17 protein-coding genes are annotated in these 22,380 nt (G+C 66.8%); 6 read left to right on the top strand and 11 right to left on the bottom strand.

Annotation, left to right across the window (positions count from 1 at the left end; translation table 11 throughout):
- Positions 1-42: 42 nt before the first annotated feature.
- The 8 genes from SD196_RS12980 to SD196_RS13015 form a co-directional block, all read right to left on the bottom strand.
- The gene (locus SD196_RS12980; protein WP_416311597.1) at positions 43-735 is read right to left on the bottom strand and encodes an amino acid ABC transporter permease; all 693 of its coding nucleotides are present in this window, start codon (positions 733-735) and stop codon (positions 43-45) included.
- Between the two features lies 1 nt (position 736).
- Positions 737-1,450, bottom strand: coding sequence for an amino acid ABC transporter permease (locus tag SD196_RS12985; protein ID WP_416311598.1), 714 nt, complete (start codon positions 1,448-1,450; stop codon positions 737-739).
- A gap of 84 nt (positions 1,451-1,534) precedes the next feature.
- On the bottom strand, positions 1,535-2,341 hold the full coding sequence (locus tag SD196_RS12990) for an ABC transporter substrate-binding protein (RefSeq protein ID WP_275607269.1): 807 nt from the start codon (positions 2,339-2,341) through the stop codon (positions 1,535-1,537).
- A 285-nt stretch (positions 2,342-2,626) separates the two neighbouring features.
- Positions 2,627-2,998, bottom strand: a complete 372-nt coding sequence (locus tag SD196_RS12995) for a copper-binding protein (RefSeq protein ID WP_416311599.1) — start codon at positions 2,996-2,998, stop codon at positions 2,627-2,629.
- A complete protein-coding gene (locus SD196_RS13000) occupies positions 2,995-6,147 on the bottom strand; it encodes an efflux RND transporter permease subunit (RefSeq protein WP_416311600.1) in 3,153 nt (1,050 codons plus the stop codon). Before SD196_RS13000 ends, SD196_RS12995 begins: the two co-directional genes overlap by 4 nt.
- Positions 6,144-7,610: an efflux RND transporter periplasmic adaptor subunit gene (locus SD196_RS13005; protein WP_416311601.1), complete on the bottom strand. Its 1,467-nt coding sequence runs from the start codon at positions 7,608-7,610 to the stop codon at positions 6,144-6,146. Before SD196_RS13005 ends, SD196_RS13000 begins: the two co-directional genes overlap by 4 nt.
- On the bottom strand, positions 7,607-8,851 hold the full coding sequence (locus SD196_RS13010; RefSeq protein ID WP_416311602.1) for a TolC family protein: 1,245 nt from the start codon (positions 8,849-8,851) through the stop codon (positions 7,607-7,609). Before SD196_RS13010 ends, SD196_RS13005 begins: the two co-directional genes overlap by 4 nt.
- 89 nt (positions 8,852-8,940) lie before the next feature.
- Complete coding sequence (locus SD196_RS13015; RefSeq protein ID WP_275607264.1) at positions 8,941-9,285, bottom strand: hypothetical protein; 345 nt, start codon at positions 9,283-9,285, stop codon at positions 8,941-8,943.
- A gap of 144 nt (positions 9,286-9,429) precedes the next feature.
- On the opposite strand from SD196_RS13015, the gene SD196_RS13020 reads away from it, so the two are divergent.
- Entirely contained in the window at positions 9,430-9,759 is a 330-nt protein-coding gene (locus tag SD196_RS13020; RefSeq protein WP_275607263.1) for a DUF2790 domain-containing protein, read from the top strand.
- 5 nt (positions 9,760-9,764) lie between these two features.
- Here the strand turns inward: SD196_RS13020 and SD196_RS13025 are convergent, their stop codons facing one another.
- Complete coding sequence (locus SD196_RS13025; RefSeq protein WP_275607262.1) at positions 9,765-11,150, bottom strand: heavy metal sensor histidine kinase; 1,386 nt, start codon at positions 11,148-11,150, stop codon at positions 9,765-9,767.
- Positions 11,147-11,821, bottom strand: a complete 675-nt coding sequence (locus SD196_RS13030; protein WP_416311603.1) for a heavy metal response regulator transcription factor — start codon at positions 11,819-11,821, stop codon at positions 11,147-11,149. Before SD196_RS13030 ends, SD196_RS13025 begins: the two co-directional genes overlap by 4 nt.
- Before the next feature lie 459 nt (positions 11,822-12,280).
- Here SD196_RS13030 and SD196_RS13035 point away from each other — a divergent pair, with 459 nt between their 5' ends.
- From SD196_RS13035 to SD196_RS13050, 4 genes are all read left to right on the top strand, one after another.
- Positions 12,281-13,483 (top strand): TolC family protein, encoded by a 1,203-nt coding sequence (locus tag SD196_RS13035; RefSeq protein WP_416311604.1) that lies wholly within the window; start codon positions 12,281-12,283, stop codon positions 13,481-13,483.
- Positions 13,484-13,666: 183 nt separating this feature from the next.
- Positions 13,667-14,917 (top strand): efflux RND transporter periplasmic adaptor subunit, encoded by a 1,251-nt coding sequence (locus SD196_RS13040; RefSeq protein WP_275607259.1) that lies wholly within the window; start codon positions 13,667-13,669, stop codon positions 14,915-14,917.
- Between the two features lie 12 nt (positions 14,918-14,929).
- Entirely contained in the window at positions 14,930-18,085 is a 3,156-nt protein-coding gene (locus tag SD196_RS13045) for a CusA/CzcA family heavy metal efflux RND transporter (protein WP_416311605.1), read from the top strand.
- Between the two features lie 274 nt (positions 18,086-18,359).
- Positions 18,360-19,865 carry a hypothetical protein gene (locus SD196_RS13050; RefSeq protein ID WP_416311606.1) on the top strand — a complete coding sequence of 502 codons (1,506 nt, stop codon included), beginning with the start codon at positions 18,360-18,362 and terminating at the stop codon, positions 19,863-19,865.
- Between the two features lie 263 nt (positions 19,866-20,128).
- Here SD196_RS13050 and SD196_RS13055 read toward each other — a convergent pair whose 3' ends face one another.
- Positions 20,129-21,466, bottom strand: a complete 1,338-nt coding sequence (locus SD196_RS13055) for an OprD family porin (RefSeq protein WP_416311607.1) — start codon at positions 21,464-21,466, stop codon at positions 20,129-20,131.
- Between the two features lie 285 nt (positions 21,467-21,751).
- On the opposite strand from SD196_RS13055, the gene SD196_RS13060 reads away from it, so the two are divergent.
- Positions 21,752-22,102, top strand: a complete 351-nt coding sequence (locus tag SD196_RS13060) for a DUF3147 family protein (protein ID WP_275607255.1) — start codon at positions 21,752-21,754, stop codon at positions 22,100-22,102.
- The last annotated feature ends 278 nt before the right edge of the window (positions 22,103-22,380 follow it).

Genomic DNA, 22,380 nt, shown 5'->3' on the forward strand with positions numbered 1-22,380 from the left:
CAACCCCGCCTCGCCGGCGGGGTTTTTCGTTCATGGTGGTGCTCAGACGGCCTTGCGATAGTCCGGCGTCAGCCGCGCCAGCAGCGCGGCGGCGAGGTCCAGCGCGGAGCACAGCACGAAGTAGAGCAGGGCGACGAACAGGAAGACTTCCGTGGGATGCACCATCACCCGGTTGCTCACCTGGGTGGCGACGAAGGACAGCTCGCCGACGCCGATCACGTAGGCCAGCGAGGTGTCCTTGATCAGCGAGACCCACTGGTTGAGGAAGGACGGCAGCATGATCGGCAGCGCCTGCGGCAGGATCACCAGGCGCAGCACCTGCCACGGGCGCAGGCCGAGGGCGCGGGCGGCGTCCCACTGGCCTTTGGGCAGGCTCTCGATGCCGGCATGCACCGAGTGCGCCAGATAGGCCCCGCCGATCAGCGACAGCGCGCAGACCACGGTGCCCAGCGCCGGGACGTCGATGTGCAGGACGATGGGCAGCAGGAAGTAGGTCCAGAAGATCAGCATCAGCACCGGGATGGCGCGGAAGAACCCGAGGAACGCCACCAGCAGCAGGCGTGGTTTGCCGCGCAATACCGACAGCGCGATGCCCAGCACCAGGCCGATGATGGCCGAGGCGATGCCGGAGGCCAGCGCCAGGATCACGGTCAGCGCGGCGCCGCCCAGCGGGCCGTCCGGGTACGCGCCGATGAGGAAGTAGGACAGGTTGTCCTGGATGACGGAGAAGTCCATGTCAGGCTCCCTGGCGGTAGCGGCGGGTCTGCTGGAGCGCCTGGCCCAGCGCCTCGATCAAGGCGATGGCGCCGATGTACAGCAGGGTGGCGATGCCGAAGGCCTGGAAGGTCTTGAAGGTCTGCGTCTCCACCTGGCGCGAGGCGTAGGACAGCTCGGCGAGCCCGATGGCCATGGCCAGCGAGGAGTTCTTCAGCGCGTTCATGTACTGGCCCATCAGCGGCGGCAAGGCGGTGCGCAGCGCCTGCGGCAGGATCACCCAGCGCCACAGCTGCAGCGGACGCAGCCCTAGCGCCATGCCGGCTTCACGCTGTTGCGGGCTGACCGAGGCGATCCCGGCGCGGAACTCCTCGGCGATGAAGGCGGTGGTGTAGAGCGTCAGGCCCCAGGCGGCAGCGAGGAATTCGAAGGACGGCCAGCTCAGCCCGCCCAGCTCATGGGGCGTGTTGAGCCAGACTACGAAGTCTTCCGGCAGCAGCGCCGGCACGCCGAAGTACCAGAAGAACAGCTGCACCAGCAGCGGCGTATTGCGAAACAGCGCGAGATAGGCTCGCGCAGGCCATGACAGCCAGCGAGATTTCGCCTGCCGCGCCACGGCCAACGGTGCGCCGAGCAAGGTGGCAAGCGCGCAGCAGAACAGGGAAATGCCGAGGGTGAGCAGGAAGCCGTCGAGCAACCAGCTCAGATAGGTTTGGGCGAGCAGTTCGCCGAACATCGGAAGGTTTCCATCGACAAGGGGAAGAAACGGCAACGCCCCACGGTGCGTGGGGCGTGCGGTAGTGCGGTGCGGGCGGCGGAATCAGCTCTTGTCGCCGATCCTGTACAGGCGCGCCAGCGGGGTCTTGGTGTCCGGGCCGAACCAGGTGTCGTAGATTTTCTGCGCCTGGCCGTTCGCTTCCAGGTCCTGCAGGCTCTGGTTGACGAACTCGGTCAGGGCCGTCTCGCCCTTGGGAATGCCGACGCCGATCAGGTCATTGGAAATGGTGAAGGGCGGCACTTCGTACTTGTCCTTGTCCGGCACGTTGGCCAGCAGGCCGATCAGCTTCGGGCCGTCCTGGGTGATGGCCTGGACCTGGCCGTTGCGCAGGGCGGTGAAGGCGAAGGGGGTGTCGTCGTAGGCGATGACCTTGGCGCCGGGGAATTTCTCCCGCAGCACGCCTTCGTTGACCGTGCCCTTGTCCACGCCGACGCGCCATTTGTTCAGGTCTTCCGGCGATTTCAGGCTGCCTTTCTTGACGATGAACTGCTGGCCGGACGAGAAGTAGGGGATGCTGAAATCCACCTGCTGGGCGCGCTCGGGGGTGATGGTGAAGTTGGCCAGCACCAGGTCGACCTTGTTCGCGGTCAGCAGCGGGATGCGGTTGGCCGGGTTGGTCGGCAGCACCTGCAGCTTCACCCCCAGCTTGTCGGCCAGGGCCTTGGCGTAATCCACGTCCAGGCCTTCGATCTGCTTGCTTTTGGCATCGACGAAGCCGAACGGCGGGTTGCTGTCGAACGCGGCGACTCGCAGTACGCCGGCCTTCTTGATGTCCTCCAGACGGTCGGCGTGGGCCAGGCCGGAGAGTACGGCCAGGGCGAGGGCGGTAACGGCAGTGAGTTTCTTCATGGATTTCCAGCTCCTTTCGGAACGCGCCAATCCGGCACGCTTCCCTATGATCGAGAGCGGGCGTTCAGGGTGTGAGAGGCCCGCGATAGAGCCGCGGGGGTGGCCCGTCGGCGAGGCCGAGTCTGGCAGGAAGCGGGGGATGCGGAGAAAGAATGAATCGGTCTATCTGATAACCTGATGGAATATATATTTGAATTTTCTTGGTATTTAAGAAATAAAAGACTGTCGCGCCGAGACACCTGCCCACTGCATCAGCGGCGGACAGGTGCTGCCCTCAGCTGGGCGTCATTGCTTGCGAATGTTCACGATCGACGCGCCGCCGTTGCCGGTACGGAAGTCGAACGCCACCTTGTCGCCCACCTTCAGGCCGTCCAGTTGCCCCGCACGGGTCTTGAACGCCATGGACATCGGCGGCCACTGCAAGGCCGGCACCGCGCCGTGGGCCAGCGTGACCGTGCCGTGGGCGGCATCGATCGCCCTGATCGTGCCTTCGGCGTGGGCGGCGGGCGTCGCTTGAGGGGTTTCCATAGACATGCCACTCATGTCCGTGCCGTTCATCTTCATGCCGCTCATGTTCATACCAGCAGTGTCCTCGGCGATCGCCGGGGCGGAAAGGGCGAGCAGTACGGCGGCTGCCGAGAGGTAGCGAATGTTCATGCGATTTCTCCAGAGTGGGGTTGGGTTGCCGCAGCGGCCTGGCGACGGCGCATCAGCCAGTAGGCGGCGGGGATGACGAACAGGGAGAGGAGCGGGGCGGTGATCATGCCGCCGACCATGGGCACGGCGATGCGGCTCATCACTTCGCTACCGGTGCCGCTGCTCCAGAGAATCGGCAGCAGGCCGGCGACGATCACCGCCACGGTCATGGCCTTGGGGCGTACACGCTGTACCGCACCCTCGCGGATGGCCGCGAGCAGCGCCGTGGCGTCGCCCGGACCTTGGCGTTCGGCCCAGGCGTTCTTCAGGTAGATCAGCATGATCACCCCGAACTCCGCCGCGACCCCGGCCAGGGCGATGAAGCCGACTCCGGTGGCGACCGACAGGTTGAAGCCCATCAGGTACAGCAGCCACACCCCGCCGGTGAGGGCGAAGGGCAGGGTGGCCATGATCAGCAGCGCCTCGTCGAAGCGGCCGAAGGTCAGGTAGAGCAGCACGAAGATGATCGCCAGGGTTGCCGGCACCACCAGCTTGAGCCGGGCGTTGGCGCGTTCCAGGTACTCGAACTGGCCGGAGTAGCTCAGGCTCGTGCCCGGCGCCAGCTGTACGTCACGCTCCACCGCCTGGCGCAGGTCCGCCACCACCGAGGCCAGGTCGCGGCCGCGCACGTCGACGTAGACCCAGCCGGAGAGGCGGGCATTCTCGCTCTTGAGCATCGGCGGTCCCTCGCTGATGCGCACCCGCGCCACGCTGCCCAGGGTGATCTGGCCGCCCTGGGCGGTGTAGATCGGCAGTTGCTGCAGTGCATCGAGCGAGTCGCGCCACTCGCGTGGGTAGCGCACGTTGATCGGGTAGCGGGCGAGGCCCTCCACCGTCTCGCCGACGTTCTCGCCGCCGATGGCGCTGCCGACGATGGCCTGCACGTCGGCGATGTTCAGGCCGTAGCGGGCCGCCGCCTGGCGGTCGATGTCGACATCGATGTAGCGCCCGCCGGTGAGGCGCTCGGCCAGCGCCGAGGTCACCCCGGGAATGCCCTTGGCCACCCGCTCCACCGCCTGGGCGGCACGGTCGATCTCGGCCAGGTCGGTGCCGGCGACCTTCACCCCGATGGGGCTCTTGATGCCGGTGGCGAGCATGTCGATGCGGTTGCGGATCGGCGGAATCCAGATGTTGGTCAGGCCCGGCACCTGCACGACGCGGTCCAGTTCCTCCACCAGCTTTTCGCTGGTCATGCCCGGCCGCCACTCATCCCTGGGCTTGAAGCGGATGGTGGTTTCGAACATCTCCAGCGGCGCCGGGTCGGTGGCCGACTCGGCGCGCCCGGCCTTGCCGAACACGCTGGCCACCTCCGGCACGCTCCTGATCAGGCGGTCGGTGCTCTGCAGCAGCTCCGAGGCCTTCTGCGCGGAGAGGCCGGGCAGGGCGGACGGCATGTACAGCAGGTCGCCCTCGTCCAGCGGCGGGAGGAACTCGCCGCCCAGCTGGGACAGCGGCCAGAGCCCGGTGAGGAAGATCACCACCGCGGCCGCCAGTGTCGCGCGCGGCCGGCGCAGCACCGCATCCAGTGCCGGTTGGTAGAGGCGAATCAGCCAGCGATTGAGCGGGTTGCGCTGCTCCGAGGGCAGGCGGCCGCGAATCCAGTAGCCCATCAGCACCGGCACCAGGGTCACGGAAAGTCCGGCCGCCCCGGCCATGGCGTAGGTCTTGGTGAACGCCAGCGGGCCGAACAGGCGGCCCTCCTGCGCCTGCAGGGTGAACACCGGAATGAACGACAGGGTGATGATCAGCAGACTGAAGAACAACGCCGGGCCGACCTCCACGGCCGCCTCGGTCATCACCCGCCAGTGCTGCTCGCCCGTGAGTGGCGTGTCCGGGTGCTTTGCGTGCCAGGCCTCGACGCGCTTGTGCGCGTTCTCGATCATCACCACCGCCGCGTCGACCATCGCGCCGATGGCAATGGCGATGCCGCCCAGGGACATGATGTTGGCGTTGATCCCCTGGTGGCGCATGACGATCAGCGCGATGAGCACCCCCACCGGCAGCGAGACGATGGCCACCAGCGACGAGCGCAGGTGCCAGAGGAACGCGGCGCAGACCAGCGCGACCACGATGAATTCCTCGATCAGCTTGTGGCTGAGGTTGGACACCGCGCGGTCGATCAACTGGCTGCGGTCGTAGGTGGTGACGATCTCCACGCCCTCGGGCAGGTTCCTCTTCAGCGCCTGAAGCTTGTCCTTCACCCGGACGATGGCTTCGCGGGCGTTCTTGCCGCTGCGCAGGACGATCACTCCGCCGACCGCTTCGCCTTCGCCGTCCAGCTCACCGATGCCCCGGCGCATTTCCGGGCCGAGCTGGATGCTGGCGACGTCGCCCAGGGTGACCGGGCTGCCGTTGGTGGCCAGGCGCAGGGGAACCGCGCGGAAGTCCGCCAGGGTCTTCAGGTAGCCCGAGGCGCGCACCATGAACTCGGCCTCGCCCAGTTCGAGCACACCGCCGCCGGTTTCCTGGTTGGCCTTGCCAAGCGCCTCGATCACCTGCCCCTGGGTAATGCCCAGGCTGGCCAGCCGCACCGGATCGAGCAGGACCTGATACTGCCGGACCATGCCGCCCACGGTGGCCACTTCGGCCACGTCCGGCACCGTCTTCAGCTCGAACTTGAGGAACCAGTCCTGCAAGGCGCGCAGCTGGGCGAGGTCATGCCGGCCCGTGCGGTCGACCAGGGCGTACTGGTAGATCCAGCCGACGCCGGTGGCGTCCGGGCCCAGCGCCGTTTTCGCGGTGGGCGGCAGGCGCGACTGCACCTGGTTGAGATACTCCAGCACCCGCGAGCGCGCCCAGTAGAGGTCGGTGCCGTCCTCGAACAGCACATAGACGAAGCTGTCGCCGAAGGAGGAGAACCCGCGCACCGTCTTCGCCCCAGGCACCGACAGCATGGTGGTGGCCAGCGGGTAGGTGACCTGGTTCTCGACGATCTGCGGCGCCTGCCCCGGATAGCTGGTGCGGATGATCACCTGCACGTCGGAGAGGTCCGGCAGCGCATCGATCGGCGTGCTGCGCAGCGACCACAGGCCCCAGGCGACGATGAACAGCGTGGCCAGCAGCACCAGGAAACGGTTGGCCACCGACCAGCGTATGAGTCGGGCGATCATGGCCGGTCCTCCTGCTTGCTGACCTGCTCGATGACCAACCCCGCATCGCCCTGGCTGACGCCGAAGCGGACGCGGTCGCCGGCCTTCAGGCCCGCCGCCAGTTCCGGGCGGGCGAGGGCGAAGGTCATGGTCATGCCGGGCATGCCCAGGGTGTTGAACGGGCCGTGGCTGATGGTCAGGCCCTGGTCGGAGATTTCCACGATGCGGCCATTCGCCTCATGCACGGCGGGCGCCGTGGCCGCAGGCTCGGCGGTTCGCACTTCGATGCCCTTCAGGCTGGCTTCCGAGTCGATCAGGAACTGCCCGGAAGCGACCACCCGCTGGCCTTCGTCCAGCCCGTGCAGGACCGCCACCAGGCCGTCGTTTTCCTGGCCCAGGCGAACCTCGACCGGACGGAAGCGGCCCTGGTCTTCGGCCAGCATCACCAGGTTGCGCTTGCCGGTGCGGATCACCGCTTCGCTGGGAATCTGCAGCACGCTGGCCTGGCCGGCGAGGTCGAGGCTGACCTGGGCGGTCATGCCGGGGCGCAGTTGGCCGTCGGGGTTGGGCAGTTCGATGCGCAGGCGCAGGGTGCGGCTCTGCTGGTCGTTTTCCGGCAGGATGCTGGCCAGGGTGCCGCTCACCGGGCGATCCGGGAACGCCGGAAGACGGGCATCGACGCTCTGGCCGACCTTGAGTCCTCCGGCCTGGCTCTCCGGCACCGCCGCTTCCAGCCAGACCTGCCCCAGGCCGTTGATCCGCGCCAGGGGTGCGCCGGCCGCCAGGCTCATGCCGGGGCGCACCTCCAGTTCGCGGATCACTCCGGCGATCGGCGAGCCCAGAGTGATCACCGGACGGGCTTTGCCGCTGCGGGCGACCTGCTCGACCAGCGCGGCCGGCATTCCCGCCAGCAGCAGGCGTTGCCGTGCCGCCGCCAGCAGCGCCGGCTCCCCGGCGCCGCGCAGGGCGAGGAATTCCTCCTGCAGGCCGGCCCATTCCGGCACCAGGATGTCGGCGATGGGCGCACCGGCCTTCACCACATCGCCCGGCGCCAGGGCGTAGGCGCGCTCGACGAAGCCGCCGGCGCGCGCCTGCAACAGGGCCACGTCGCGGTCATTGAAGGTCAGCAGGCCAGTGACCTGCAGCGTACGGTCGAGCTTGCCACGACTGACCGTGGCCAGGCGCATGCCGAGGTTCTGCTGGATGCCCGGTTCGATGCGCACCGATGGCGTGCTGTCAGTAGCAGCAGCGGAATCGGCATACTTGGGTACCAGTTGCATATCCATGAATGGCGACTTGCCCGGCGCGTCGAAATGCTGCTGCGGGACCATCGGGTCGTACCAGTAGAGCGCCTTGCGCTCGGTGCTGGCGGGAGCCGCGCTCGCCGGGGCGTGCCCTTGCTGGGCGAGCCAGTAGCCGCCAGCGCCGCCGGCGGACAGCGCGAGGACCAGCAGGAGGGAGGTTTTCAAGGGGAAACGGCTCATGCGCGGCCCTCCTCGTAGGTGAAGTAGAGACGCGCCGCGACCAGTGCCAGGGCGCCTTGCAGGTCGATCTGCCGCAGCCGTGCCTCGACCTGTTGCTGGCGCGCGCTGACCACCTCGTCGAGCCCGGTCTTGCCGGCGCGGTAGCCGGCCAGGGCCAGCCGAACCTTTTCCTCGGCCAGCGGCACCAGGGTTGCGCTGCTGCGCTCGACGGCGCGTTGCAGGCGCCGGTATTCGGCCAGGTCGTCCTCCAGTTGCTGCTCGTGCTCGCGGGCCAGCGCCTCGCGCTCGGCCTCCAGCTGCCGGACCTGGGCGCGCCGCGCGGCGATCTTCGGGTCCTGGCGCGTGCCGGTGAACAGTGGCAGGTCGAAGCTGACCTGCAGCGTCATCATGTCGCCGAACTCACGGCCACGGCGCTGGTAATCCACCTCCCAGCTCCAGTCCGGTTTCTTCTCGGCCACCGCCTCGCGCACCAGGGCTTCGGCCTCGCGGGTCATGGGGCCGTAGGCGGCGAGTTCCGGGTGCTGGTGCAGTGCCTGCAAGGAGTGGGAGGCATCGATGGGCCAATGCGGGAAGTCGCCCGCCAGCTCCGGCGGCGCATCCTGGCCGATCCAGCGCTTGAGCGCCGCCCGCGCCTGGGCGGCCTGGCGCAGCAGGTCATCCTTCTGCTCATCCAGCAGCGCGGCTTCCTGGCGCGGCGCCACCGCATCGACCGTGCTCGCGCCGCCACTGGCGAGGCGGGCGCGGACGGTGGCATCGAGCAGGCGGTTCTCGCGGTAGAAATCATCGAACATGGCCAGCTTGCGTTGCAGCGTATAGGCCGCGATCCAGGCTTGCGCCGAAGCGCTGCGGACCTTCAGGCGCTCGACGCCGGCCTCGGCGTCGGCGCGTTCCACGGCGGCCTGCGCGGTCTCGATGCGGGCCTTGCGCTTGTCGCGGTTGGGCACCTCCTGCATCAGGCCCACCACCTGCATCGACATGTTGTCGCGCTGGGTGGTCCAGCGCTCATCGCCCTCGATGGGGACGTTCTGCAGGCCCAGGTTCAGCTTGGGGTCGGGCAATTCCCCGGCGGGGATGGCGGCGCTTTTCGCCGCCGAGACTTTTTCGCTCTGCGCGAGCAGGGACGGGGCGTTGCGTTCGGCCAGCAACAGGGCGTCGTCCAGCGACAGGGACGCACCCTGGGCGGACAGGCTGGACAGCAGGGCGAACAGCATCCAGCCCGGATGGAGTCGGATGGGCGTCACGATGTGGATTCCTCTGGAAAACCAGCGCATAGGCGCAAGCCACCCGGCAGCCACCAGGGGCGCGGGCGGGGTTCAGATCGAGAGAGGAATCAGGTGCAGGGAGGTCGCCAGAGGTCGGCAGGCGCCTGGCTGAGGACTACTTCGGTATAGGGCGCGGGGCGCTGGGGCGTAGCGGCGGGAGGCGCGGTCTTCAGGACGCTGACCTGCAACAGGCTGCCGGTCTTGCATTCCTGCCCGCTCTTGCAGTCCTTCTTGCCGTGCTGGGTCATCTTGCCCAGGTCCTGGCAGCAGTCCTGGTCCATGCCCGCCATCTGGGTCATGTCCAAGCTCTGCATCGGGCAGGGTTCGGTCGGCGCCTCGATGCCCGCCATCCCGGTCAGGGGAAGCGCAAGGCTGAGCAGCAGGATGATCAATAACCGCAGGCGACGACTCATGGTGCGCAGTGTAGAGGGCGGCCTGGTGCGGCGGCAACGATTGAATCGGCAGGATTACCGAATCGTCATGCTGGCCTCAGCTTGCCGTTAGGGACCGCGCCGTAAGGTGGAGTCATTCCCCACCACACCGACGAGGTGACTGCCATGAAACTGCAACGCGTACTCCTGCTCGCCGCCCTGCTGGGCACGTCCACCCTGGCGCTGGCCGATGGCGGCGGCGATATCACCTTCGCCCGCATGGAACAGGCCCGCCTGCAGGTCATGCAGGCTCGCCAGACCAGCGCGGAGCAACTGGCCGAGGTGAAGCAGTACACCTACGGCATGAACCTGGACATCGCCGAAGTGGTGGCAGTGACGCCCATGAGCAGCGACTGCGGCGTGGTGCCGGTGCAGATGAGCTACAAGGATTCCTTCGGCGACCTGCAGACCATCGAGTACCGCGCCGAGCGGGTGGCCTGCCGCACCACCCGTTGAGGACTTCACTCCGGCAAGGGCGGAAAGCTGAGGCAGAAGCGCGTCGGGCCTTGCTCCGAACTCTCGGCGCTGGCCGTGCCCTGGTGCAGCTCCATGATCGAGCGCACGATGGCCAGCCCCAGTCCGGTGCCGCCGTCGGCGCGCGAGCGGCCCTTGTCCACCCGATAGAAGCGCTCGAAGAGTTGCGCGAGGTGCTGTGGCGCGATACCCGCACCGGGATTCTCCACCCGGAGGGCTACCGCGTCCTGAGCCGCTTCGACGCGCACCCGGATGCGCCCGCCTGCGGGCGTATGGCGGATGGCGTTGGACAGCAGGTTGGAAATGGCCCGCTGGATCATCAGGCGGTCGCCCAGCACCCAGCCGTGGCCGTCGATATCGATCGCCAGGGCCTTCTCTTCCGCGCTGAAGGCGAACAGCTCGGCGACCTTGTGCGCTTCCTCATCCAGCCGCACTGGTTCCCTGGGCAGCAACGCCTTGGGGTGGCTGACCTGGGCGAGGAACAGCATGTCGCTGACGATGCGGGTGACCCGCTCCAGCTCCTCGATGCCCGAGGCCAGCACCGCCTCGTATTCTTCCTTCTGCCGTGGCCGCGACAGCGTCACCTGGGCCTTGCCCAGCAGGTTGCTGATCGGCGAGCGCAGCTCATGGGCGAGTTCGTCAGAGAACTGGGTGAGCTGCTGCACGCCATTGTCCAGACGGTGCAGCATCAGGTTCAGCGCTCGCGCGGCGTCGCCCAGTTCACGGGGCAGGCGCTGCACCGGGATGCGATGGCTGAGGTCCTCGGTGGAAACCAGCGAAGCGACCTTGCCGAAACGCCGCAAGGGTTGCAGGCCACGCTTGGCCACCAGACGCGCGCCCAGGGCGATCAGCAGCAGCAACGGCGGCATTGCCAGCAGCGCAGAGCGCAGGAAGGCGCCGAGCAGGGCGTCGTCGTCGCGGCGGTCGAGGGTCAGGAAAACCCGCACGGAATTGCCGTCGCGCAGTCGCACCAGGCTTCGTCCGGTCAGCAGGCGACGGCCATCCTCGGTGCTCCAGCCGAAGGGCGGGCCGCTGCCGGCGAAATCGTCCAGGGTGGCGAGGTCCGCCTCCCGGCCACTGTTGAAGAGCGCCGGCTGGCCGTGCCGTACCCCCAGCAGCGCGGCGCTGAGGGTGTCGTGGCCCATCAGTTGATCCTTCAGCGTGTAACCGCGCAGGGGTAGGGCTGCGAGGCCGGGGTCGACGTCCAGGCTGTGGCGCAGTTGTCCCAGCTTGTCCTCCAGGGCGCGCATGGCGCGGACATCCAGCTGGTGATCGAGCGCCAGGTAGGCCAGCGCCACCAGCAGGAGCATCAGCACCGAGCCGAGCAGCCCGACCCACAGGCCGATGCGCAGCGACAGGCTGGCCGGCTTCACGTCCGTGCTTCCAGCACGTAGCCGACGCCGCGCAGGGTGTGGATCAGCTTGTCCGCGAAGGGATCGTCGATCTTCGCCCGCAGACGGCGGACGGTGACCTCCACCACGTTGGTGTCGCAGTCGAAGTTCATGTCCCAGACCAGCGAGATGATCTGGGTGCGCGAAAGCACTTCGCCGCTGCGACTCATCAGCAGGTGCAGCAGAGCGAACTCCTTGCTGGTCAGGTCGATGCGCTGGCTGTCGCGATAGGCACGGTGACGGCCAGGGTCGAGCTCCAGGCCGCCGATCTGCAGCACCTGAAGCTGCTCGATACGTTCGCTGCGGCGCAGCAACGAGCGTACCCGTGCCAACAGTTCGGGGAATTCGAAGGGCTTGAGCAGGTAGTCGTCGGCACCCAGGTCGAAGCCCTTGACGCGCTCGGTGAGGCGGCCGCGGGCGGTCAGCATCATCACCCGCATGTCGCTCTGCTGGCGCAGGCTGGCCAGCACTTCCCAGCCATCCATCTGCGGCAGGTTCACGTCGAGGATCAAGAGGTCGTAGGCGCACTGCCGGGCCAGGTGCAGGCCGTCGACGCCGTTGTCGGCGCGGTCGACCACATAGCCGCTTTCGGTCAGTCCCTGTTGCAGATAATCGGCCGTCTTGTGGTCGTCCTCGATGAGCAGGATCTTCATTGGTGAGTTACCCGGTAATGACTTCGATAATGGCGCCGCGCTATTTCAGACCGGCAGGAAAGTTCGCTGCGGCGGGTGGAGGGCGCGCAGTCTAAGAGCTGTAGCGACTTCAGGGTCAACCGTGTCGGCAGTGCGCGAAGTGTTGCGTATTAATTCTGTAAGTTGTTGATTTAACGAGGATGTAATGGTTGTCCGGAGGGCGCTTGAAACTCGCCAATTGTTTCCTGAAGTTACATGGAACAGCGCAAGGTCCTTTTTAAATACATACAACGAGAGTGAGTCGGCTGGCTAATTACATGTTTGTAATTATCCAGTCACCTTGTCGCTAGAGAGGCGCTTCTAGATTCGCCGGTGGAAATGACGGTGCGCCGTCGAAGTTAAATCCACTGCGCGAGGTTCACTGTGCGTTCGAGTCGTTCTGGAGAGGTTTTCCGCTGGCCGCCGAGGGCCTGTTGGGTCATGGCCCTGGTGCTGTTCTGCGGCGCGGCCCAGGGCCGCGAGATTGGCGTCGACGAGGCCCTGCGGGCCGCCTTCGCCAACAATCCCGAGCTTGCCGCCAGCGGCCGCGACATCGGCATCGCCCAGGGCCTGCGGGAACAGGCCGGGCTGCTGCCCAACCCGACCTTGTCCTGGGAGCAGGAGGGCACCGAATCCGCCAACCGCACCACCACCGTCGGCATCAGCCAGCCTCTGGAGCTGGGCGGCAAACGCGGTGCGCGGGTGGCGCTGGCCGAACGCGGCCAGGACGCCGCCGCGCTGGGTGTTCAGGTGCGCCGCAATGAGCTGCGTGGTGCGGTGATTGCCGGCTTCTACGGCGCCTTGCGCGCCCAGGAGCGAGAGCGCCTGGCGCAACAATCAGAGGCGCTGGCGCAGCGCGGCGTAACGGCGGCGGAAGGGCGGGTGCGTGCCGGCAAGGCCGCGCCGCTGGAAGCCAACCGTGCGCAAGTGCAACTGGCCGAGGTGCGCCTGGAGCAGGAGCGGGCGCGGCGCGAACGGGCCGATGCCTATCAGAACCTGGCCGCCTTGATGGGCCTGCCGGCAGCGGATTTCAGCGCGGTACGCAGCGCCGTCGCCGACCGCCTGCCGCGCCTGCCCGGCAGCGATGAGTTGCTGCGCCGCCTGGGCGACAGCGCGGAAATGCGCCTGGCGCGGACCCGCATCGACGAGGGCGAGGCGGCCCTGGCGCTGGCGAGGACCCAGCGTATCCCCGACCTCGACGTCAGCCTCGGCAGCCAGGAGGCCATCGAGGATGGCAGGAGCGACCGCATTGCGGTGATCGGCCTGAGCGTGCCGTTGCCGCTGTTTGACCGTAACCAGGGCAACATCCTCGCCGAGGCTCGCCGCGCCGACCAGGCGCGCGACCTGCGCAACGCCACCGAACTGCGCCTGCGCCAGGAAACCCAGCAGGCCCTGCAGCAATGGAGCACGGCGCAGGTGGAGGTGACAGCCTTCCGCAGCACCATCCTGCCCAGCGCGCAGACTGCCGTGGAAAGCGCCACCCGTGGCTTCGAGATGGGCAAGTTCAGCTTCCTCGAAGTGCTCGACGCCCAGCGCACCCTGATCACCGCCCGCGACCAGTACCTCCAGGCCCTGGCCCAGGTCAGCGATGCCTGGGGGCGGATCGAGCGGGTCTACGGCGATGTCGGTGCGGCGGCGCCCTAGTGGCTGGCGCGCCGGCCTGGGCCTCGCGCTCGCCCTGCTGGCCACGCCCGCCGTTGCGCCGACCCGTCAATGGCCCACCGGACACTGGTGCATCCACGACCTGATCCGGTACCTGAATCCCCTATTCATCAGTCCCGGCGCCTGACGCCCGCGCGTCGCCGCCGGACCTTCCGCGGAGTCCCCATGATCAAGAGAACCCACCTCGCCGGCGCCCTGATACTGGCGTCGGTACTGGGCGTCAGCGCCTTCACCTGGCAGATCGGCGAGCGTCCGCCGGCCGGGCACCAGGACGATGCGGCGCATGCCGATGGTGAACACCACGGCAGTTCCGCCTCGGCCAGTCATGGCGAATCCGCCGGTCACGCCGATAGCGAGCATGCCCATGCCGAGTCGGCCGAGCCGGAGGGCGAAGGCCTGCACCTGAGTGCCGAGCAGATCGGCGCTGCCGGTATCCAGCTGGTGAGCGCCGGCCCGCAGTCCCTCGACGAGGCCTTCAGCCTGCCAGGGGAAATCGGCTTCGACGAGGACCGCACCGCCCACGTCGTGCCGCGCACGCCGGGCGTGGTGGAGTCGGTGGCAGTGGAACTCGGGCAGCGCGTGAAGCAGGGCGCGCTGCTGGCGGTGATCGCCAGCCAGCAGGTGTCCGAACTGCGCAGCGAGCTGGCCGCGGCCCAGCGCCGGGTGAGCCTGGCGAGCAAGACCTTCGCGCGCGAGCGTGAACTCTGGCAGGAGAAGATCTCCGCCGAGCAGGACTACCTGCAAGCCCGGCAGGACCTGGAGGAGGCGCAGATCGCCCTGGCCAATGCTCGGCAGAAGACCAATGCCCTGAGCGGCGTGTCGGCCAGCGCCGGCGGCAATCGCTACGAGCTGCGCGCGCCCTTCGACGGCGTGGTGGTGGAGAAGCACCTGGTGCCGGGCGAGGTGGTCAGCGAGGCCACCGCCGCCTTCACCCTGTCCGATCTGTCGCGGGTCTGGGCCACCTTCAGCGTCGCCCCGCAGGACCTGGCGCGGGTGCAGGTGGGCAAGCCGGCGCGGGTCGAGGCGGCGGACCTGGGCATGCAGGTCGACGGCCGCGTGAGCTATGTCGGCAACCTGCTCGGCGAGCAGACCCGCAGCGCCGTGGCCCGCGTCACCCTGGCCAACCCCGACGGCGCCTGGCGCCCCGGCCTGTTCGTCAACGTGCGGGTCAGCGATCGGGCACGGCAGGTGGCGGTGGCGGTGCCGGAACAGGCGATCCAGGAGGTGGAGGGCAAGCCCAGCGTCTTCGTGCGCAACGCCGAAGGCTTCGCCGTGCGCCCGGTCGACCTGGGCATGCGCAGCGCCGGCAAGGTGGAGGTGCTCGCGGGGCTTGCGGCAGGGGACCAGGTGGCGGGCGAGGGCAGCTTCGTCCTCAAGTCGGAGCTGGGCAAAAGCTCGGCTTCCCACGCTCACTGACGGGACGCCAGCATGTTCGAACGCATCATTCGTTTCGCCATCGAGCAGCGCTATCTGGTGTTGCTCGCCGTACTGGGCATGGCCGGCCTGGGTATCGCCAGCTACCAGAAGTTGCCCATCGACGCGGTGCCCGACATCACCAACGTGCAGGTGCAGGTCAACACGTCGGCGCCGGGCTTCACCCCGCTGGAGACCGAGCAGCGCGTCACCTACCCGGTGGAAACCGCCATGGCGGGATTGCCGGGGTTGCAGCAGACCCGCTCGATCTCCCGCTCGGGGCTGTCCCAGGTGACGGTGATCTTCAAGGACGGCACCGACCTGTTCTTCGCCCGCCAACTGGTCAACGAGCGCCTGCAACAGGCCCGCGAACAGTTGCCCGAAGGCGTGGAATCCGCCCTCGGGCCGATCTCCACCGGCCTGGGTGAAATCTTCCTCTGGACCATCGAGGCCGAGGAGGGCGCGCGCAAGGAGGACGGGACGCCCTACACGCCCACGGACCTGCGGGTGATCCAGGACTGGGTGGTCAAGCCACAGCTGCGCAACGTACCCGGCGTGGCCGAGGTGAACACCATCGGCGGCTTCGCCAAGCAGTTCCAGGTCGCCCCGGATACCCGCCGGCTGGCCGCCTACCGCCTGACCCTGGCGGACGTGATCGCCGCGCTGGAGCGCAACAACGCCAACGTCGGCGCCGGCTACATCGAACGCAACGGCGAGCAGTTGCTGGTGCGCGCGCCCGGGCAGGTGGGCAGCCTGGAAGACATCGCCAACATCGTCGTGGCCAACGTCGACGGCACGCCGATCCGCCTGCGCAACGTCGCCGAAGTGGAGCTGGGCCGCGAGCTGCGCACCGGTGCCGCCACCGAGAACGGCCGCGAAGTGGTGCTCGGTACCGTGTTCATGCTGATCGGAGAGAACAGCCGCACCGTCGCCCGCGCCGCCGCCGAGAAACTTGCGGAGATCAACCGCACCCTGCCGACGGGGGTGAAGGCAGTCACCGTCTACGACCGCACCCAGCTGGTGGACAAGGCCATCGCCACGGTGAAGCGCAACCTCACCGAGGGTGCGATCCTGGTGATCGCCATCCTCTTCCTGTTCCTGGGCAACATTCGCGCGGCACTGATCACGGCGATGGTGATCCCGCTGGCGATGCTCTTCACCTTTACCGGCATGTTCGGCAACCGCATCAGCGCCAACCTGATGAGTCTCGGTGCGCTGGACTTCGGCATCATCGTCGACGGCGCCGTGGTGATCGTCGAGAATGCCATCCGCCGCCTGGCCCACGCGCAGCAGCACTACGGCCGCATGCTGACCCGCAGCGAGCGGATGCACGAAGTCTTCGCCGCCTCGAAGGAAGCGCGTCGCGCGCTGATCTACGGGCAGTTGATCATCATGGTGGTGTACCTGCCGATCTTCGCCCTCACCGGGGTCGAGGGGAAAATGTTCCACCCCATGGCCTTCACCGTGGTGCTGGCGTTGCTGGGGGCGATGATCCTCTCGGTGACCTTCGTGCCGGCGGCCATTGCGCTGTTCATCAGCGGCAAGGTCAAGGAAGAGGAAAACGTCCTGATGCGCAGTGCGCGCCGTGCCTACGAGCCGGTGCTGGACGCAGTGATGGCGCGACGTGGCTGGGTGTTCGCCGGCGCCACCGTGCTGGTGGTGCTCTCCGCATTGCTGGCCAGCCGCATGGGTAGCGAGTTCGTGCCCAGCCTGGGCGAGGGTGACTTCGCCCTGCAGTCGCTGCGCACGCCGGGCACCAGCCTGTCGCAGTCGGTGGCGATGCAGGAGCGCCTGGAGCAGCAGGTGCTGGCCAAGGTGCCGGAGGTCGAGCGCATGTTCAGCCGCACCGGCACCGCCGAGATCGCCTCCGACCCAATGCCGCCGAACATCTCCGACGCCTACGTGATGCTCAAGCCCAAGGACCAGTGGCCCGACCCGGACAAGTCCCGCGCGCAGCTGGAAGCGGAAATCCAGGACGCCGCCAACGGCGTGCCAGGCAGCGCCTACGAGCTGTCGCAGCCGATCCAGTTGCGCTTCAACGAGTTGATTTCCGGCGTGCGCAGCGACGTGGCGGTGAAGGTCTTCGGCGACGACATGGCGGTGCTCAACCAGACAGCCGAACAGATCGCCGGCGTGCTGCGCCGGGTGCAGGGCTCCTCGGAAGTGAAGGTCGAGCAGACCAGCGGCCTGCCGGTGCTCACGGTCAACATCGACCGCCAGCGTGCGGCCCGCTACGGGCTCAACGTCGGCGACATTCAGGACACCGTGGCGGTGGCCGTGGGCGGTCGCCAGGCCGGCACGCTGTTCGAGGGCGACCGCCGCTTCGACCTGATCGTGCGCCTGCCGGAGAACCTGCGCAGCGACATCGATGCGCTGTCGCGCATGCTGATTCCGGTGCCGGCCCCGGCCAGTGCCACGGACTCGCGCATCGGCTTCATCACCCTGGGCGAAGTGGCGCGCCTGGAACTGATCCAAGGGCCGAACCAGGTCAGCCGCGAGAACGGCAAGCGCCTGATGGTGGTCAGCGCCAACGTGCGCGGGCGGGATATCGGCTCCTTCGTTTCGGAGGCCAGTGGAAAGATCGAGCAGCAAGTGAAGCTGCAGGCCGGCTATTGGACCACCTGGGGCGGCCAGTTCGAACAGCTGCAATCGGCCGCGCAACGTCTGCAGGTCGTGGTGCCGGTGGCGCTGCTGCTGGTCTTCACACTGTTGATGATGATGTTCAACAACCTGCGCGACGGCCTGGTGGTGTTCACCGGCATTCCCTTCGCCCTGACTGGTGGCGTGGTGGCGTTGTGGCTGCGGGACATCCCGCTGTCGATCTCCGCCGGCGTCGGCTTCATCGCCTTGTCGGGCGTTGCGGTGCTCAATGGGTTGGTGATGATCTCCTTCATCCGCAGCCTGCGGGAGGAGGGCCGCAGCCTCGACGCGGCGATCCGCGAGGGCGCGCTGACCCGGTTGCGACCGGTGCTGATGACGGCGCTGGTGGCTTCCCTGGGCTTCGTGCCGATGGCCCTGGCTACCGGCACCGGCGCGGAAGTGCAGCGGCCGCTGGCCACGGTGGTGATCGGCGGCATTCTCTCGTCCACCACCCTGACGTTGCTGGTGCTGCCGGCGTTGTATCAGTGGATGCACCGCAAGGCGGAGGATGCGGATGCGGCCGAAGCCTGATCCGCCCAGGGCGTAAAACCGCTCGCGGTGATACGCCGTTACCCCATCGCATTGCCAACTTCGTTGCCGAGCCCGGCGCCTTCACCGCTCCGGGCTCGGACCCGAGCGGACCGGCAGCCAAGGTCAAACGACGGATAACCTCGAACTCCGCCCCACGTGCGTGGCCAGCGTGGTGATTGGCAGCATCCTCGACCATCTGCCGGGTTGCCGTGCTCCGCCTTGTGAAATCGGCGGACTCCCATATTCTTCAGTACAGCCTCACAAGGATGTGCTGATGGACAAGACCTGCCTGAAATGCGGCTACGTGCATCAGTTCGCTGATGCCCAGACCAGCAATGCCTGCCCCAACTGCGGGGCCATCTATGCCAAGGTCGAGCAGGCGCTCGCCGCCCAGGCACGGGCGCGGGCCGCTATTGCCAGCGCACCGCCTGCGCGTCCGCAAGATGTCCTGGTCTGGGTGCTCCTCGCCACCTGCCTGGCGCTGATCATGGCCACCGCCGCCCTGGCTTACTTCTATTACCAGGAGCACCGGCTGAACCGCGTGCTGATGAGTCAGCGCTTGAGTCCCCCGGCAAGGCCGATCGTCAATCCGGCAGCCTCCGTGCCCGCTGCTGCGCTAAGGCTCGACGACGGTGCGCTCCCACAGTCCGTGGCTAAGCCACCCGCGGCCCTGGCTGAAAATGCCGAAGTCGTGGTCATTTCCGGGTATGAGGCCAAGGACCAGGCAGCCAATGGAACGGTGGTGAATGTGTTCATCAATCGCCCTGGCAAGTCCGTCCTGCTGGTGCTGACCAGCTACGAAAAGATCGCCTGGAGGGTAAACGCCGGCGAAGGGACGCTCATCAATGGCATCTTGATCTCGAGCTATGAGCCTTCGAGCGTGCGCAGCAATCCCCCGGTGCCCGTCTACCGCACCAAGCTGCCCTATAGCTACAGGAAGGACAGCGCGGACTTCGCCTCGCTTCTCAATGGCGTGAACAGTCTATTCGGCATCCAGAAGGTGGATGTCTTCCGTGGTGAGTACTCGCTGCCCAATATCATTACCGTAGACAGGCTCGACCCTCCGCAAGCCAGCCTCACCGTGCAAGGTGAGCAACCTCAGGCGCCTGTCAGGGGCATGCGCTTCGATCTCACCGATGGTGATTTCGACAAGGTCCGATGGTCGCTGGAGGGGCCTGTGGATGGCACCGCGCAGGTCATCCTGTCCCCCGATAAGTCCGTCAAGTCAGAGCAGGACAAGCGCATCTACCGGATCGTCAGCCATAGTTTCACTGTGTTCGACCCCGCCAGCTCGAGGCAGGTGGAATTGCAGATGCCGGACAACTTCCCGCGCCTTTCCTGGCCGACAGCGGTTGCCTACGACAGCAAGCGCCATTTTGTCACTCTCGTCTCGCTTGGCGGTGAAGGGTTCCTCTATCGCTACGATACCAACGCAGGGCGTTGGCTGGACTTCCGCTCCCTGGACAACATCGACATCAATTCACTGGCCTATGACGAAGTGGCTGATCGCTACGTCGCCTGGACTACCGACGGCAGCCTGCTGTTCATAGCCTCTGACGGTATGCCCCTGCATACCAAGTCGGTGCTCGATCGCATGACGGACTTTCGCCGCCAGTATGCGGGAGGCAGTCCGCTTTCCAGTAGCCCGCGACTGGTTCCTCGGGGGGACCAGATCGCCTTTGTCCAGTTGCAGGGTGGCATGGTCGAGCGGATCTGGTACTACGACCTCCAGTTGGATGTCTTTCAACTGACCTACAGGCGACAGCGACCGGGGAGCTGATCGCGTTGAAGTTGCCCAGCGGTGCCGGCCCGGGGAGTGGAGGGGGGCAGGGCCAAAAAAAGGCGCCCATTCGGGCGCCGAGTGTTCCTCTCTCTCCAAAGGGGCACGTGGAGCGCCAGAAAGAGGAGCGGTACTGCGGGGAAGATCATCACCATGACCGTGGGGTGGTGATGCTTTCCGTTATACGCCTTGGTACCTAACAGGACGCTGAGCCGCAGCTGACAATTCCGACATCTGTCCGCCAGGCGCCACGGCGTATCGGCTTACATCAACGACAGCGGGTACTCCACGATCAGGCGCACCTCATCCAGATCCGACTCGAAGGCCGTCGCCCGGGTAGTGGCCTGACGTACGCGCAGCGACAGGTCCTTCAGGCTGCCGGTCTGGACCACGTACTTGGCCTCGACGTCGCGCTCCCAGCGCTTCTGGTCAGTGAGCGGATTGCCGTTGTCGTCCTCACGCATGTACACGCTGTTGGCATTGGAATAGTCGGCGTCGCTACCGCGTGCATAGCGGGTCATGAAGCTCAGGCCGGGCACGCCGTAGCTGGCCATGTCGAGGTCGTAGCGGGCCATCCAGGACTTCTCCTTCGGCGAGTTGAAGTCGCTGTACTGGATGGAGTTGTCCAGGTAGATCGAGTCGGCCTGGCGCAGGTAGTCGAAGTCGTTGTCGCCGTTGTTGCGCTGGTAGCTCAGGGTCACGCGGTGCGCGCCGAAGTGCACGCCGGTGTTGGCACTCCAGATGTTGGTGTTGAACTCGCCGAGCAGCTCGCGGCCTTCGTCCTGCGACTTGTAGTAGTTGAAGCCGCCGAACAGCTCCACCGACTCGGTCAGCGGGAAGTTCAGCGCGCTGCCGAAGTAGTACTGGTTCCAGGCGTCCTTCAGCCGGCTGCTGTAGAGACTGACGCTGGCGTGGTCGTTGATGCTGTAATCGCCGCCGCCGTAGGCGATCCACGGCGAATCCACCGGGCCGGCATAGAAGGTCTCGAAGCCGTCGTCCATCTGCCGCGACTGCGGCTGGCTCATCGAGTGCAGGCGGCCGCCCTGCAGGGTCAGCCCGTCGAGACTGGTGTTCTGCAGGGTGAAGCCACGGAAGCTTTCCGGTAGCAGGCGCGAGTCACCGTAATGCACCACGGGCGTCTCCGGGAATACGTCGCCGACCTTCAGCACCGTGTCCCACAGGCGCACCTTGGCGGCGCCGCCGGCCTTGGCGTAGTTGCTCTCGGTACGGCCATCCTTGTCGGTGGGCAGTACATCCACCGAACTGCCGTCGCCGTTGCGGCCGTCGCCGGTATCGAGCTGGAAGCCGAGCATGGCGAAGGCGTCCACGCCCACGCCGACCGTGCCCTGGGTGAAGCCGGACTCGAACTTGCCCATGACTCCCTGCGCCCAGACTTCCGAGTAGCCGTTGCCGCGAGGCGGCATGGACTGGCCCTTGCGGGCGTCGCGGTTGAAGTAGAGGTTGCGGGTGAGGATGTCCAGGCTGGCGCCTTCGAGGAAGCCTTCGGCCTTCTCTTCGGGTTGAGCCTCGGCGTGGACTGCCGGCGTGGTGACGCCCAGGACCAGCAAGGATGTGGCCAGGGGGAGTTTGCGTCGGTACATGTTGTGCTCCTAAGGGCAGGGTGGTTGTCACCGCCTGCTGTTGTTGTTTTCGCCCAGGCGTGGCGAGGGCCACGGGCATCGTGAGGGAGCGCGGATAACGGCTGGATGAGGCGCAGGTGACAAATCTGTCAGCTTCGGGGCTGGGGAGGTCGGGCGGGGGCGCCCGCGAGGGGGAAATGCGTGTTCGATCCAGGTCGATGACCAGGCGGCTTCTACACGGTGCCGGGACTGGATAGGATGCCAGCCAGACCGCAGCGCCCCACCCGCGAGCCCCCTGGAGTAACCATGGCCTGGATCATCACCAAATACTTCCTGACCGCCGGCATCGTGGTGCTGGTGTCCGAACTGGCCAAGCGCAGCGACAAGCTCGGCGGTCTGGTAGCCGCACTGCCGCTGGTCACGGTGCTGACGCTGATCTGGCTCTACGTCGAACAGCAGAGCCAGGAGAAGATCGCCAACCACGCCTGGTACACCTTCTGGTACGTGGTGCCCACGCTCCCGATGTTCCTGGCCTTCCCGCTGCTGCTGCCGCGCCTGGGCTTCTGGCCGACCCTGATCGCCTGCATCGTGATCACCATGGCGTGCTTCGGGCTGTTCGCGCTGTTCGTGCGGCGGTTCGGCATCGAGTTGCTCTGAGTGGCGCTCTGACGGGGTAGTGAGGGGATGTGGAATGGGCAGATCCATGTATGTCTGCCACTGACCAACTACCGCTTGTTGTGAGTGGCTGAGGCCGACCCAAAGCGGACTTCCAACGCAACTCAGATACCCAATCGCTCCACTCACTGTTGCGATTCTGAAACACTGGGCTATGGTTGCCTTACAATTGCCGACGGCGGAAGTGCGCGACGAGAAGGGAGGTACGACGTGCGGTCGAGGCAGCGACTGCCACTGAAGTATCCGGAACAAGGAGGTTC

This window comes from Pseudomonas macauensis, assembly GCF_047902425.1.
GTDB lineage: Bacteria > Pseudomonadota > Gammaproteobacteria > Pseudomonadales > Pseudomonadaceae > Pseudomonas.

Coding starts and splice junctions, on each gene's coding strand:
- SD196_RS12990 (WP_275607269.1), bottom strand. CDS start 2,341: ATGAAGAAACTCACTGCCGTTACCGCCCTCGCCCTGGCCGTACTCTCC.
- SD196_RS13020 (WP_275607263.1), top strand. CDS start 9,430: ATGAAACTGCAACGCGTACTCCTGCTCGCCGCCCTGCTGGGCACGTCC.
- SD196_RS13040 (WP_275607259.1), top strand. CDS start 13,667: ATGATCAAGAGAACCCACCTCGCCGGCGCCCTGATACTGGCGTCGGTA.
- SD196_RS13000 (WP_416311600.1), bottom strand. CDS start 6,147: ATGATCGCCCGACTCATACGCTGGTCGGTGGCCAACCGTTTCCTGGTG.
- SD196_RS13060 (WP_275607255.1), top strand. CDS start 21,752: ATGGCCTGGATCATCACCAAATACTTCCTGACCGCCGGCATCGTGGTG.
- SD196_RS13030 (WP_416311603.1), bottom strand. CDS start 11,821: ATGAAGATCCTGCTCATCGAGGACGACCACAAGACGGCCGATTATCTG.
- SD196_RS13045 (WP_416311605.1), top strand. CDS start 14,930: ATGTTCGAACGCATCATTCGTTTCGCCATCGAGCAGCGCTATCTGGTG.
- SD196_RS12980 (WP_416311597.1), bottom strand. CDS start 735: ATGGACTTCTCCGTCATCCAGGACAACCTGTCCTACTTCCTCATCGGC.
- SD196_RS13050 (WP_416311606.1), top strand. CDS start 18,360: ATGGACAAGACCTGCCTGAAATGCGGCTACGTGCATCAGTTCGCTGAT.
- SD196_RS13015 (WP_275607264.1), bottom strand. CDS start 9,285: ATGAGTCGTCGCCTGCGGTTATTGATCATCCTGCTGCTCAGCCTTGCG.
- SD196_RS12985 (WP_416311598.1), bottom strand. CDS start 1,450: ATGTTCGGCGAACTGCTCGCCCAAACCTATCTGAGCTGGTTGCTCGAC.
- SD196_RS12995 (WP_416311599.1), bottom strand. CDS start 2,998: ATGAACATTCGCTACCTCTCGGCAGCCGCCGTACTGCTCGCCCTTTCC.
- SD196_RS13005 (WP_416311601.1), bottom strand. CDS start 7,610: ATGAGCCGTTTCCCCTTGAAAACCTCCCTCCTGCTGGTCCTCGCGCTG.
- SD196_RS13055 (WP_416311607.1), bottom strand. CDS start 21,466: ATGTACCGACGCAAACTCCCCCTGGCCACATCCTTGCTGGTCCTGGGC.
- SD196_RS13035 (WP_416311604.1), top strand. CDS start 12,281: ATGGCCCTGGTGCTGTTCTGCGGCGCGGCCCAGGGCCGCGAGATTGGC.